The sequence below is a fragment of the Litoribacter populi genome (assembly GCF_007483685.1).
Taxonomy (GTDB): Bacteria; Bacteroidota; Bacteroidia; order Cytophagales; family Cyclobacteriaceae; genus Litoribacter; species Litoribacter populi.
The window spans coordinates 564,627-578,292 of sequence record NZ_VMKN01000001.1; the positions used below are offsets into that span (position 1 = coordinate 564,627).

The window sequence follows — 13,666 nt, forward strand, 5'->3', positions numbered from 1 at the left end:
TGTTTTCCGTTGGAAAATTTGGTTTTCGTGTTGTTATTTATTTTTTGTAAACACCTGATTCAAATATGGTTTTTTGTAATTTACGGGTATGAAAGTACAGCGAAGGGCGAAGAAGTTTACCATGGAGGCATTTTGGAAGATCATCAGGCCTGCCAACTTGTTGATTGTGGCTCTAGCCCAGCTGATGACGGCATTTTTCCTGATTGAAGAGACCCGCTTAGGATTGCCCATTCTTCAGGATTACAACCTCTATCTTATTATTTTATCCACCGTTCTGCTTACCGCGTCCGGTTACATGATCAACGATTACTATGATGTGAAGATTGATTATGTCAACCGTCCCGATGCTGTGGTGGTTGGACGGGGAATGCGGCGAAGGATGGTAATGATCTTACACACCATTTTCAACTTCACGGGTATCGGCATTGGCTTCTTGGTGGGTCCAAGGATTGCCTTGATTAATTTCTTTGCGGCCTTTGTACTTTGGCTATACAGCAACACCTTGAAAAGAATGCCTTTTATCGGTAACCTAACCGTGGCTTTGCTGGGAGGGATGGCCATCTGGATAATTGGATACTATTACCAAACTACCAAGCTTTATGTACTCACCTACGCCATCTTTGCTTTTTTCATTAACCTGATCCGGGAGATTATCAAGGATATTGAAGACAGACAGGGGGACAGAAAGCATGGGTGCCGGACTCTGCCAATCGTGATCGGATTTAGGGCTACCAAGAAGGTAATCTTTGCTATTGCGGGGCTATTTGTGTTGTCAATTTTGGTAGTGACATTCAAGGTTGGGAGTGATTTGCTCTATATCTACTTTGGAGGGCTTAGCATCCTGTTTTTTTACTTCATGTACCGAATTTACTATGCGGATAGGAAGAGGCATTTCACCCAGCTCAGCCTGTTGGCGAAGATTCTGATGTTGACGGGGATATTGAGTATGGCATTTTTGTGAAAAATAACAAAGTGAGCACATAAGAATTAACCGCAAAGGACGCGGAGTTTCGCAATGGGTAAAAAAAGAAGTGAATTTTACAAATTCTATGCGCTTCTTTAATTTAATTAGGAAGGGTTTTTAAATGTTCTCAACCTTGAGAAGGTCTTGTACGTTTTAGAGAGTACGTTATTAAGTACTTAACTTTTATTTTATGATAGCTGCAAATTATTCGGAATTTCGTTCAAATATGAAAGACTATTTGGATCGGGTTGAAGAAGATAAAGAGACTTTGATCTTAAAAAGAGGGACTGGTAAAGGTGCAGTTATTATTTCATTGGAAGAATATAACTCGATAATGGAAACCCTTCATCTTCTCAGCTCTCAGGCAAATGCTAAAAGGTTGTTTGAATCAATCGAGCAGATGAAGACAGGGAAGTCTTTTGAGAAAAAACTTATTGATGATAAATGAGAATAGTTTTTACTGAGAATGCTTGGGAAGACTATGTTTCATGGCAAAAAGACGATAGAAAAAGTCTCAAAAAGATTAATGAGTTAATCAAGGCAATCATTAGAGATCCATATGAGGGGATAGGGAAGCCAGAACCTTTAAAATATGAATTGGCTGGTTTTTGGTCCAGACGCATAGAAAGGGAGCATCGGTTAATGTACCAAGTGCAAACTGATGAGGTTCTAATTTATGCTTGTAAGTTTCACTATGATTTGTAATAACCATTCCTAAATTCCTGAGTCTATTTTCTTACTTTTGCCTACCTAACCTTTTTACCCTAAAGTTTTGAAAAAAATAGCCATTCTTGCTTCCGGCAGCGGCACCAATGCCGAAAAGATTATACAGTATTTCCAGAATAGCGAAAAGGCCAAGGTGGCTGTGGTGGCCTCCAATAAAAAAGATGCTTTCGTATTGGAAAGGGCCAAAAAATACGGCATTCCGACTTTTGATTTTGGCAAACCTGACTTGGAGGAAGGGTTGGTAGGCGATCAGCTGGCCAAAATGCATATAGACTTAATTGTGCTTGCAGGCTTTTTATTGAAAATCCCCGACCAACTGATCCAGGATTTCCCTGATCAGATTATCAACATCCATCCGGCCTTGTTGCCCAAATATGGTGGCAAAGGCATGTATGGGATGAAGGTGCATGAAGCGGTGAAAGAAAAGGGGGAGAAGGAAACTGGCATCACCATTCATTATGTCAATGAGCGCTACGATGAGGGTAGGGTGATCTTCCAGGAAAACGTGGAAGTGACTGAAGAAGACAGCCCCGAGGATATAGCTAATAAGGTACACGCATTAGAACACAAATATTTCCCGAAAGTCATAGAAAGCCTGCTTTAATGAGTTGGTTTTTTTACCTTTGCAAATTAAAATTTAACTGCAGAGGCTCAGAGAAAAAGTGGGCTTGGTCCAATTTTATTCCTTTGCGTTAAGTTATTTTCTATTCATAATAAAAAAAGACCGCTCGACTAAGTTTTCTTCGTCACTTTGCGGTAAAATAAAGAAACATGGCTGTAAAGAAAATCCAATCCGCACTCATTTCCGTTTTTTACAAGGACAACCTTGAGCCTATCGTGGCTTTGCTCAAAGAGCAGGGGGTGAAGATCTATTCCACGGGAGGTACCCAAAAGTTTATCGAAGAGCAGGGAGCCAAGGTTACGGCCGTGGAGGACCTGACAGGTTATCCCTCCATTTTTGGCGGTAGGGTAAAGACATTGCATCCCATGGTTTTTGGAGGCATACTTCACAGAAGAGACAATGAGGGTGATAAGGATCAGGCAGCCGAATATGGAATTCCTCCAATCGATCTTGTTATCGTGGATCTTTATCCTTTTGAGGAAACAGTCGCATCCGGTGCCACTGATGCAGATATTATTGAAAAAATAGACATTGGAGGTATCTCTCTTATCAGAGCGGCCGCTAAAAACTTCCAAGACGTGACCATAATCGCCTCCAAAGACCAATATGGTGAATTGGAGGAAAGGCTAAAAGCCAATGGTGGCGGAACCACTCTGGAGGATAGAAAATACTTTGCTGCCCAAGCGTTTAAAGTATCTTCCAATTACGATACCCACATATTCAACTATTTCAACCAAACAGAGGAAATCCCTTCTCTGAAAGTTTCCGAATCCAATGCAAAAGCTTTGAGATATGGGGAAAACCCGCACCAAAAGGCACACTTCTACGGCAAGTTGGAAGACTTGTTTGACCAACTTAACGGTAAGGAGCTTTCCTACAACAACCTAGTTGATGTGGATGCAGCGGTAAACTTAATTGCTGAGTTTGAAGGAGAAACCGCCTTTGCAATCCTTAAGCATACAAATGCCTGTGGAATTGCCACTGGTTCTTCTGTGCAGGATGCTTACAAAAAAGCCTTTGCTGCAGATACATTGTCAGCTTTTGGGGGGGTATTGATTACCAACCAAAAAGTGGATAAAGCCGCTGCTGAAGAAATGCATAGCCTTTTCTTTGAAGTTTTGATTGCCCCAGAATTTGACCAAGATGCTTTGGAAGTACTGATGGGTAAAAAGAATCGAATCTTGCTTCAACAGAAGATGAACCTTCAGGGAACCAAGCAGATTAAAACCTTGCTGAATGGAATTATTGAGCAGGATAAGGACCTTCAGACCGAGACTAAAGAAGATTTCAAGGTAGTGACCAAAAAAGCCCCTTCTGAGGAAGAGAAAGATGCTTTAGTATTCGCGGCCAAAGTTTGTAAACACACTAAATCCAACACCATCATCCTTAGCAACCACAATCAGATGTTTGCCAGTGGAGTAGGGCAGACTTCCAGGGTTGATGCTTTAAAGCAAGCAATTGAAAAAGCCAAGCATTTCGGCTTTGATCTGAATGGAGCGGTAATGGCATCTGATGCCTTCTTCCCATTCCCAGACTGCGTGGAGATAGCTTCCAAAGAGGGGATTTCCTCAGTGGTGCAGCCAGGCGGATCCATTAAGGACCAAGACAGCATCGACTTCTGCGACCAAGCCGGTATGAGCATGGTGCTGACTGGAGTGAGACATTTCAAGCATTAAAGAGCATCCTCAATATATGAGTTAGTTAGAAAAGCACCTCGGGAGACTGGGGTGTTTTTTTATCAATCAAGGCTTTGTTCGCCATCTTTGTACTGAGAATTTAGGTTCAGTATTATTACTAACCAATTCCTTATCTTGATATGATCCTCATAAGGGTACAATCAATATTTAAGTTCAAAATTTAGATTTAACTGATTGATTATCATAATGATATATGAAAAGTGCAATATTTTGCCTAACTTCTCATTCTTGATTATTTCAATTAATTTATTATTCTTCATTAAACAATATTTAGGAGTCAGGTATTTACCACTCATGATGAGCTTAGAAAATTTTGTGAGATTTATTTTGCGTATAATTTTTTTTTTTTTAGTTTTCCGTAACTAAAGTTAGCGGCTAAAGTTTAGTAAAGCGGAACTCGAAAAGCTTATAACAGAGTAGAGATTTTCTATTTAATATTTTAGATATGTCTAAAATTAAATTTTCTTTCGCAGCATTTTTTTTTATAATGCTTTTAAACCTTTCATTTGCCAGCGATTCTGTGTTGATGAAGTCATGTGATTCAGGAGGGCCTGGCTCTGATAGTTGTTCTTCATCCTACTCCGTGGAGGGTTCAGTAGCAGGTTCTGGTGGCGGAACCTCCTCAACGGCAAGTATTTCATGTAAAGAAGGTTATTATTCCTGTTGTAATTCAGGTCCTACTGGAGCTACAGCTAGTTGTGAACAAGAGTAGATTTATATTATTGGCCGAAACAAATTGTTTCGGCCAATAAAAAAAAATATTCTATTGTCTTTATTATATAATTCTATGATGATTAAATTAAGGTTTTTGTTAATATTATTTATTTTTACCCTTAGCTGCAGTGATAAAAATGGGGAGCAATTGGGGTATACACTTATAAATGTCCATAACCTGAAGGATGATGGGAATAAGCTGATTGAAATGGTTTCTGAATATGAGTTAATTCCTCTTCAGTATGCAGGCGCCGAAAGCCTGGTTAGTATGATTATTAAAACAGAGATCACCTCTCAGAATATATATCTTTTGTGTTCAAGATCTAATGGTTCAAAATACCTGTTAATTTTCGATATTGAAGGAGATTTTAGAAGGAAAATAGAGGAAATTAGTTCCGATGAATTGATTTCAAGTAAAGTAAAGTATTTTGCTCTTGATAATGATGGGCAATTAATAATTTTGGATGATAAAAATAATTTACTCTTTTTAGATGAGAACTATGATTACCACATGCATACCTCACTTCCATTTAAATTTGATACATTCTATAAAAATGGAGAACATTTTTTAAGTTACGCAAATCTTCATGCTTTTGATTTACAGCCTGATAGTCTTTTTTTTAATCTTATGGTGGTAAATGAGCATTTTGAATTGGAAAATAAATACATGCCCTTTGAAATAAACGTCGGAGAAACTCGCTACCATAATAGAATTCATGGAAATATTCAGCCAAATTTGAATGGTTTCCTTTTTACTGAATTTCTTAATGATACCATATATGAGGTTGACGAGCAAAGTATGATGCCGAAATATGTATATAACTTTGGTAAAGATAGAGTCGATAAAGAGGGATTTGAGAATGTACATATTTCTCCTTTTTCACCTATACTTGTAGAAAAATTTAAGTGGGGATTAAACAGCCCAATAGAAACTGAGAAATATTTATTTGCTCATTATTGGGATAAGAAAACACCAAAAGGAATTCTTTATAATAAAACAAATAATACAACTGCTGTTCATAATCCGATGAATCTTTTGGAGGATCAAGATATTATACCTTGGCCTAAAATTCATAGAGACGGTTATTTTTACGGTTATTTCACTGAAGGGGATTTTGGGGGTATGGATATTGACAGGATAATCAATTATCCTAAAACTTCTTCAGTTAAACAAATCTATGAACATATACAGGCTAATGCAAACCCGGTTTTTGTCAAATATAAAATAAATAATTAATTTTAATTATGAAACTAATTGTTGTATTGTTTAGTTTAATATTCAGTTATAAATCTACTAATGAACCTTTTCATGAGGTTAGGATTGATTCAAACACCACAAAAGAGGAACTTGAGGAGAAAATTAAAAACGCAGAAAAACTTGGATTGCTAATTGACTTGCCTTATGCCACTTATTTGGAGAGCGGAAAAGTTTCTGTTTTGCAGATTAAAGCCGAAGTAAAGGAAGTGGGTAATGCGTCTTCTACATATGATTTTAATAGTGAATACACTTGTGTAGTTGTATTTAAAGATTTACGGATTAATTCAAAAAGTGCGTTTGGTTTTAAAGAATGTGAATAGGTTATTCATGAATTTAGTTAATTAAAAATAGCTTCATAGGCATCAGCGATCAATTGTGTGCAAGGTGTTGGTCCGAGTGGATACTTTGAAACAGGCAGTAGCCAAGGTCAAGGAGTTTGGATTTGAGCTGAAGGGAGGGTCTGACTTGGGATGCCTTCTTCCTTTCTCTGACTCTGTGGATATAGCTAAATAGGGGATTTCCTCAGTGTGCAGCCCGGGGATCCATTAAGGACCAAGACAGCATTGACTTCTGCGACCAACCCTGTATGAGCATGGTGTTGACTGGAGTGAGACATTTCAAGCATTAAAGAGCATCCTCAATATATGAGTTAGTTTAGAAAAGCACCTAGGGAGACTGGGGTGTTTTTTTTTATGCCAAAATAAAGGTCATAGAGCAGCACAGATTTGGTCATAGTGAATAGCAAAAGGAGAAGAGCTATGGTCGCTGAGAGAGAATCATGTGGTGGCCCCAATCTAGCATATTAATCTCTGTGTACTCTGAGGCTCCGCGGTTATTAATTTTTCCAATAAAAAAACCTCAGCGTTTGCTGAGGTTTGAATGTTTCTTAAGACTCTTTCAAAAACTGTTTTTGCACTTCATCTTCTTCGACTTCTCTTTCTGCCTGCGCTTTTTCATGCTCGAAGAATCTGGTTTGGAAGATTAGAATTATGGCTACTCCAACAAAGATAGCTGCATCCGCCACATTGAAGATTGGCCATAGCGCGGTATAGCTGCCTCCCCAAATCGGGACCCATTCGGGAAGGAAACCTTCCCAGATATCGATGTAAAACATGTCTACTACTTGGCCGTGAAACCAAGGTGAAGGAGCATTGTAGGGGGCGTTTTGAAGCAAAACTCCGTAAAATATACTGTCAATTAGGTTGCCGATAGCTCCGCCTAAGATCATAGCTATGCAGACAATATAGCCTACATGTGCTTTTTTGCTGATCAGATAATAAAGGTAGTACCCAATACCAAACATGGCTATCAATCTGAAACTGGTCAGAATGAGTTTGCCGTATTCGGAGCCCAGCTGCATGCCAAAGGCCATCCCGGGATTGGTGGTGTAATGAAGCTTAAACCAATCGCCGATTACTTTGATCTGGCCCGGGGTTCCAAAATCCATTTGGGTGTGCACCAGAAGTTTGGACGCCTGGTCGATGATGATCACCAATAAGGCAATGCCAAAATATTTTAAATACTTCATATGATCTCTTTGCTTGCTTCTCAGGGATGCAGGGCCAATATACTTTTTTATTTTATAAAAGTGGAAAAGTCCTAAGCCTTTTCCACCTTAACTGTTAACTCAAAGTCATCCATATCCAAAATGGTTCCCTCCTCAAGGTTGCCATTCACGCTCAGAGAGAGCGCCTGAGTTTCCTCTTGGATGTATTTGGAAAAGTTTTCCAAAGCCAAGTTGACATTCTCATCATGCTTGGCGACTTTGATATTGATCTTATCCTGTACTTCCAGTCCCATGTCTTTTCTGAGGTTCTGGATCCTGTTGACTAGGTCCCTGGCGATACCTTCTTGCTTCAACTCGTCGGTCAAAGTTACATCTAAAGCAACTGTAACGCCGTTTTCTGTTGCTACTGACCAGCCTGGGATATCTTCAGAAGTGATTAGAACATCTTCCAGAGTCAAGGTAACCTGCTCTCCATCCAAGTCAATAAAGATGGCGCCATTTTTCTCCACTTCAGCGATTTGGTCTTTACCCCATTTGCCAATGGCTGCTGCCACTAGCTTCATTTTTGGACCGAACTGCTTGCCGAGTTTGGCAAAATTAGGTTTAACATTTTTTACCAAAATCCCAGAAGTGTCATCGATGTATTCGATATGCTTGATGTTCACCTCAGCCTTGATGAGTTCTTCCACATGCTGGATCTGCGTTCTGGTCTTCTCAGCCAGGATAGGAACCAGTATTTTCTGCAAAGGCTGTCTTACCTTCATCTTTTCCTTCTTACGCAGACTATGCACCAAAGAACAGATATCTTGGGCCAATTGCATGCTTTGTAGCAGATCTTCATTGATCAAAGAGCTGTCAGCACCTTTCCACTCAGTCAAATGGATAGATTCGGGGATTTCCTGCCCTGCTTCACGAGCTCCTTCAGTTAGGTTTCTGAACAACCAGTCTGAATAGAATGGTGCGAAAGAGGACATCAACTGTGAAAGAGTGCTCAAACATTCATATAAAGTCTCATACGCTCCCTGCTTGTCGGTATTAAGTTCCCCTCTCCAGAACCGCTTTCTTGCCAACCTCACATACCAGTTGGACAATTGATCCACGGTAAAGTTCATGATAGCCCGAATCGCTCTGGTGGCATCGTAGGCATTCATGCTGTTTTCAACCTCTTCGATTAAAGATTGCAGTCTGGAAATGATCCACTGATCCAGTTCAGGTCTTTCCGCTACAGGGATTTTATTGGCTTCCACATAAGTGAAGGAGTCCAAGTTGGCGTAAAGTGCAAAGAAATTATAGGTGTTTTGAAGGGTTCCAAAGAAACGTCTCTGTACCTCACCCACACCGTCAAGGTTGAATTTCAGGTTGTCCCAAGGATTTGCATTGGAAAGCATGTACCAGCGCAAGGCGTCAGGACCAAATTCCTTCAAAGTTTTGAATGGATCAACGGCATTGCCAAGGCGTTTGGACATTTTATTGCCGTTTTTGTCCAGTACCAAACCATTGGCGATAACGTTTTTGAAAGCCACGCTGTCAAAAAGCATCACGGCAAGAGCATGAAGGGTAAAGAACCATCCTCTTGTCTGGTCAACACCCTCTGCGATATAATCAGCAGGGTAATTGGCTTTGAAAATATCTTCATTCTCAAATGGATAATGCCACTGCGCATAAGGCATGGCCCCAGAGTCGAACCAAACGTCGATCAAGTCCGGCTCACGGAACATTTTTTCTCCCGTAGAGGAAACCATGATCACGTCATCCACATAAGGACGGTGAAGGTCTGCCTGCCCATCGGGGAAAGGTGAACCAGTCATGAACCCTTTCTCGATGGATTTTTGGATTTCCGCATTCAGCTCATCAATGGAGCCGATGCATTTTTCCTCTGTTCCATCCTCTGTTCTCCAGATAGGTAATGGGGTTCCCCAGAACCTGGAGCGGCTCAGGTTCCAATCCACTAAGTTCTCCAGCCAGTTGCCAAATCTACCGATCCCGGTGGATTCCGGCATCCAGTTGATGGTTTTGTTGAGTTCTACCAATTTGTCCTTGTAAGCGGTGGTCTTCACAAACCAGCTTTCCATAGGATAATAAAGGATTGGCATGTCAGTTCTCCAGCAGTGCGGGTAACTGTGCTCGTATTTCTCTACCCTGAAGGCCTTGTTTTCATTTTTAAGAATGATGGAAATGACAATGTCGGTGTTCTTGTAATCGGCGACATTCTCATCATCCTTTGTGTAATTTTTCACATAGAAATCATCAGCTCCAAATTCTTTATGGGCTGCGATGTTGTGTTCCTTCATTTTAGAAGCCAGGTACTCTCCAATAACTGGAAGAAACTTACCCTGCTTATCCACCACCGGAAGGTCCGTTCCGTTTTCGTCCTTTACAAAAACGCCCGGGATATTGTTTTGCTCTAGAGTTCTGAAGTCATCTGCACCAAAAGCTTTGGCCAAGTGAACGATACCTGTACCGTCCTCTGTAGTTACATAGTCTCCAGAAATAACGGTGTAGGCAGGGTGTGGCAACTTTATTCCTTCAATTGGGAAAAGCGGTTCGTATTCTAACCCAAGTAAGTCAGAGCCTTTCACCTCCTCTTCTACATGGTAAGGGATAAGTTTGTCTCCAGGCTTATAATCTTCAATCTGGATATCCTTAGCTTTGGAATTGAAGTAGGAGCTCATTCTGGCTTTGGCCAGGATTACCGTTTCTGCTTCAAAGGTGTATGGGTTGAACGTTTTTACTTTTACGTAATCTAGCTTTTCACCAATGGCCAACGCGGAGTTTGACGGTAGAGTCCAAGGTGTGGTGGTCCAAGCCAGGATGTAGGCGCTATCTTCTCCTTTCACCTTAAACTGGGCCGTGATGGAAGTATCCTTCACGTCACGGTAGCAACCCGGCTGGTTAAGTTCGTGTGAACTCAATCCTGTACCCGCTGCTGGGGAGAAAGGCTGGATGGTGTAGCCTTTGTAAAGCAAATCTTTATCATAAAGTCTTTTCAAAAGACTCCATAAGGTTTCTATATATTTTGGATCAAAGGTGATATAAGGGTCGTCCAAGTCTACCCAATAACCGATCTGCTCGGTCATCTGGTCCCACTCGTCCTTAAATCTCATCACCGTTTCCTTACACTTTTTGTTGTATTCCTCGACGGAGATTTTCTTGCCGATATCCTCTTTGGTGATCCCAAGCTCTTTCTCAACTTGAAGCTCTACTGGAAGACCATGAGTATCCCAACCGCCTTTACGCTTTACCTGAAAGCCTTGGAGGGTTTTGTATCTGCAGAAAATATCTTTGAGGGTTCTGGCCATCACGTGATGGATACCCGGGGTACCATTGGCTGAAGGGGGGCCTTCAAAGAAAGTAAAGGTCTCGGCGCCTTCGCGGTTGGCCACAGATTTTTTGAAAATGTCGTTTTCTTTCCAAAACTTCAATACACTTTCCCCTATGCCGGGATAATCTACTTGCTTGTACTCCTGATATTTTTTCACGTTGGTTTCTTTTCTATGTCAATAGGTTCGGGAAGGTAACTTCCACATTTCAACACCTTAAGGATAGGTACAATTCCCTAATCCTTTCAAAAGCAGGCACAAAGTTAGGGTTTTTGGGGGTTATATGGGAGTTTAAAAAGGGAAAAATGAAGATTATGAATCCAATAGGAAAATAGTGCCTTTGATCATACCAATAGGAATTATACCAAATGGTATTATACCTATTGGTATAAAATATAATTATGGACCAATCACCCTTCAAATACTGTCTGTATGGAAGCCAAAAGCACATGATGAGGGATATTTTCAACAATCCCTCAAAGCCATTTTACAGGTTTGGGGATATCATATTGCTTCAATAGATTTAAGATTGATAAACAGAATTTGCCTCCTTAGGCTCCTGGAAGCGCTATTCCTTTTACTTTTCTATACAAGGAAAGGGCGTATTTGTCGGTCATTCCTGAAATGAAATCGATCAAGGCTCGCAAAATTGCATAGGCATCCTGACCATCGAAAGCATCAAGGTCCATATCTTCAGGCAAAAGCCTGAGGATGCTCTTGTCTTGCCCGGAATAAAGCTCAGGCTTATAATATTTGTGAAATAGAGCTTTGGAAAAGACGGTCAGCAGGCCTTCCAAAACTTGAAAACCTGCGGCTTCCTTCTCCAATACAGGTTTGCTTCTATATATTTTCTTAATAGAAATACGCGAAATCACCGCCAAAGCTTTTGCGGACGGGATATAATCGGTGAGGGCTTGATCAAAGCTTCCATCTAGTATTTCCTTTTCTTTCTCTATAAATGCGTTGGAAGCTTCGGATACCAGTTTGTTGATAGTCATGGCTCGCAGGATGGCGAGTTTTTGCCCGGTGGTTTTGTATTCGTTGAGTTTTTCTTGGGAAAACCTTTCGCCAAGGATTGCTGCAAACAGGCTGATGCTTTCCTCAAGGCTAACAAGTCCCAGTGTGCACCCGTCCTCCAGGTCTATAATGCTGTAACAGATGTCATCGGCTGCTTCTACTAGAAAAGCTAGGGGATGTCTCATCCAGACACCTTCCGCTGACTTTTCCAAGCCGAGACTTTCCGCTAATACGCCATAGTGTTCCTTTTGGTCGGTGAAGAAGCCGAATTTTTTATGGCTGCGTCTTTCTTTGTCAGGGCTTTGCAGCATTGCCGGCCGCGGATATTTTGTAAAGGCCGCTAGGGTTGCAAAGCTAATTTTCAGCCCGCTGTTTTTGGCAGTCAGCATTCGGAATCCTTGTGCATTTCCTTCAAACTTCACCATGTCCTCCCATTGATCAGAGTTTAAGTGAACTTTCCAGCGTTGACCTTCTTTATGAAACTTGAAGAAATCCGAAATGGCATCTTCGCCGGAGTGGCCGAAAGGTGGGTTGCCAATGTCATGGGTAAGTGCGGCCGCAGCCACGATTGCTCCTATATCAGCAGATGTGATACCTTGATCGGTAAGTTCTGGGTATGTAGAAATCAGATATTCCCCAGCGATTTTCCCAAGGGATCTTCCCACGCTGGAAACTTCCAGACTATGGGTTAGACGGGTATGGACAAAATCATGCTCGGGCAGAGGGAAAACTTGTGTTTTATCCTGAAGATTTCGGAAAGGTGCAGAGAAAATGATCCTATCATAGTCCCGCTCAAACTCACTTCTGGAGTTATCCAGCGTTGCTACTTGTTTGTCCTTCAGGTCGAAACGGCCCGGCTTCAGTAAATTCTCCCATTTCATCATATTCAAAAATAAACAACTCTTTTAATATCTCATGCTTCTAATGGTATTATGGGGCACGAAACTTGCGAAAGCACAATTTGTTCTAAAAAATTACAATTATGAGTAAAATTAGTTTTAAGAGTGTGTTTTTGGGCTTGGCAGTATTGATTATGGCAGCTTCTTGTGCCCAAGATGAGGACCGTTTCAATGGAAACGCCATGTTGAACATTTCCTTAGTGGACGCCCCGGCTGATTATGACGAGGTGTGGATTGAAGTGGTGGGTGTGGAGGTACTGCCAAACGGAAGAAGTGAAGATGAAGGTTCTGCATGGATTTCCATTCCATACACGCCGGATAGAGATGACAGACAAGTGGATTTATTGACTTTGGTGGGTGATCAGATTCTTTATATTGGTTCGGAGGAAGTGCCGGCAGGTAGACTTTCCCAGATCAGGTTACTGTTGGGCGACAATAATTATATTGTTATCGATGGTGAAAGATTTGATTTAACTACCCCAAGTGCTCAGCAGAGTGGTTTGAAGCTACAAGTGAATAAAGATTTGCAGGCGGGGATCCAGTATGACATGATGTTGGATTTTGATGCGGACCGTTCTATTGTACGAGCTGGTAACTCTGGGCAGCATATTTTGAAGCCAGTCATTAGAGTGATCACCGAAGAATCGGCAACTATCAGAGGGAAAGTGTTGCCAATAGATGCCAGTGAAGAGCCGGTATTGGTGCATGGAATTCTGGATCAGGACACCGTGAGCACTTTTACTGATCACAATGGTGTATTCATGTTAAGAGGATTGGCTAATGGTGCTTATCAAGTTGATATTCATCCCCAAGCGCCCTATGCTTCGAAAGTTCTTACGGAAGTGGCCGCAAGCAGAGGTGAGGTTGCCGATCTTGGAGAGCTCGAATTGGAGTTGGAAGCAGCACCAGAGGAATAAGCAAGGAAATACATAAATTATGAAA

Annotated in this window: 11 protein-coding genes and 1 pseudogene; 9 read left to right on the forward strand and 3 right to left on the reverse strand. The window is 41.2% G+C overall.

The genetic code is table 11. The annotated features are described in order from the left end of the window. Window positions 1-88 precede the first annotated feature (88 nt). The 8 genes and pseudogenes from FPL27_RS02280 to FPL27_RS20255 all read left to right on the forward strand — a co-directional run. Window positions 89-961, forward strand: coding sequence for a geranylgeranylglycerol-phosphate geranylgeranyltransferase (locus FPL27_RS02280; RefSeq protein ID WP_143959552.1), 873 nt, complete (start codon window positions 89-91; stop codon window positions 959-961). 193 nt (window positions 962-1,154) lie between these two features. Beyond that, window positions 1,155-1,412, forward strand: a complete 258-nt coding sequence (locus FPL27_RS02285; RefSeq protein ID WP_143959553.1) for a type II toxin-antitoxin system Phd/YefM family antitoxin — start codon at window positions 1,155-1,157, stop codon at window positions 1,410-1,412. Further along, entirely contained in the window at window positions 1,409-1,669 is a 261-nt protein-coding gene (locus tag FPL27_RS02290) for a Txe/YoeB family addiction module toxin (RefSeq protein WP_143959554.1), read from the forward strand. The genes FPL27_RS02285 and FPL27_RS02290 overlap by 4 nt, the downstream gene beginning before the upstream one ends. Window positions 1,670-1,736: 67 nt before the next feature. After that, on the forward strand, window positions 1,737-2,294 hold the full coding sequence (gene purN / locus FPL27_RS02295) for a phosphoribosylglycinamide formyltransferase (RefSeq protein WP_143959555.1): 558 nt from the start codon (window positions 1,737-1,739) through the stop codon (window positions 2,292-2,294). 167 nt (window positions 2,295-2,461) lie between these two features. Continuing rightward, window positions 2,462-3,988 (forward strand): bifunctional phosphoribosylaminoimidazolecarboxamide formyltransferase/IMP cyclohydrolase, encoded by a 1,527-nt coding sequence (gene purH, locus FPL27_RS02300; RefSeq protein ID WP_143959556.1) that lies wholly within the window; start codon window positions 2,462-2,464, stop codon window positions 3,986-3,988. 808 nt (window positions 3,989-4,796) lie between these two features. Beyond that, a complete protein-coding gene (locus FPL27_RS02305; protein ID WP_143959557.1) occupies window positions 4,797-5,960 on the forward strand; it encodes a 6-bladed beta-propeller in 1,164 nt (387 codons plus the stop codon). Window positions 5,961-5,968: 8 nt separating this feature from the next. Beyond that, the gene (locus tag FPL27_RS02310; protein ID WP_143959558.1) at window positions 5,969-6,301 is read left to right on the forward strand and encodes a hypothetical protein; all 333 of its coding nucleotides are present in this window, start codon (window positions 5,969-5,971) and stop codon (window positions 6,299-6,301) included. A 73-nt stretch (window positions 6,302-6,374) separates the two neighbouring features. After that, window positions 6,375-6,609 (forward strand): annotated as a pseudogene (locus FPL27_RS20255) (bifunctional phosphoribosylaminoimidazolecarboxamide formyltransferase/IMP cyclohydrolase); the annotation flags it as partial. A gap of 258 nt (window positions 6,610-6,867) precedes the next feature. Here FPL27_RS20255 and FPL27_RS02315 read toward each other — a convergent pair. The 3 genes from FPL27_RS02315 to dgt form a co-directional block, all read right to left on the reverse strand. After that, window positions 6,868-7,509 (reverse strand): lipoprotein signal peptidase, encoded by a 642-nt coding sequence (locus FPL27_RS02315; protein ID WP_143959559.1) that lies wholly within the window; start codon window positions 7,507-7,509, stop codon window positions 6,868-6,870. Between the two features lie 71 nt (window positions 7,510-7,580). Continuing rightward, window positions 7,581-10,967 carry an isoleucine--tRNA ligase gene (gene ileS, locus FPL27_RS02320; protein ID WP_143959560.1) on the reverse strand — a complete coding sequence of 1,129 codons (3,387 nt, stop codon included), beginning with the start codon at window positions 10,965-10,967 and terminating at the stop codon, window positions 7,581-7,583. A 392-nt stretch (window positions 10,968-11,359) separates the two neighbouring features. Further along, window positions 11,360-12,709: a dGTP triphosphohydrolase gene (dgt, locus tag FPL27_RS02325; RefSeq protein ID WP_143959561.1), complete on the reverse strand. Its 1,350-nt coding sequence runs from the start codon at window positions 12,707-12,709 to the stop codon at window positions 11,360-11,362. Window positions 12,710-12,807: 98 nt separating this feature from the next. On the opposite strand from dgt, the gene FPL27_RS02330 reads away from it, so the two are divergent. After that, entirely contained in the window at window positions 12,808-13,641 is an 834-nt protein-coding gene (locus FPL27_RS02330; RefSeq protein ID WP_143959562.1) for a DUF4382 domain-containing protein, read from the forward strand. Window positions 13,642-13,666: the final 25 nt, after the last annotated feature.

Excerpts from the sequence above, each read along its gene's own strand:
- FPL27_RS02280 (WP_143959552.1), top strand. The coding sequence starts at position 89 with ATGAAAGTACAGCGAAGGGCGAAGAAGTTTACCATGGAGGCATTTTGG.
- purH (WP_143959556.1), top strand. The coding sequence starts at position 2,462 with ATGGCTGTAAAGAAAATCCAATCCGCACTCATTTCCGTTTTTTACAAG.
- FPL27_RS02330 (WP_143959562.1), top strand. The coding sequence starts at position 12,808 with ATGAGTAAAATTAGTTTTAAGAGTGTGTTTTTGGGCTTGGCAGTATTG.
- FPL27_RS02310 (WP_143959558.1), top strand. The coding sequence starts at position 5,969 with ATGAAACTAATTGTTGTATTGTTTAGTTTAATATTCAGTTATAAATCT.
- FPL27_RS02290 (WP_143959554.1), top strand. The coding sequence starts at position 1,409 with ATGAGAATAGTTTTTACTGAGAATGCTTGGGAAGACTATGTTTCATGG.
- FPL27_RS02315 (WP_143959559.1), bottom strand. The coding sequence starts at position 7,509 with ATGAAGTATTTAAAATATTTTGGCATTGCCTTATTGGTGATCATCATC.
- FPL27_RS02285 (WP_143959553.1), top strand. The coding sequence starts at position 1,155 with ATGATAGCTGCAAATTATTCGGAATTTCGTTCAAATATGAAAGACTAT.
- dgt (WP_143959561.1), bottom strand. The coding sequence starts at position 12,709 with ATGATGAAATGGGAGAATTTACTGAAGCCGGGCCGTTTCGACCTGAAG.
- FPL27_RS02305 (WP_143959557.1), top strand. The coding sequence starts at position 4,797 with ATGATGATTAAATTAAGGTTTTTGTTAATATTATTTATTTTTACCCTT.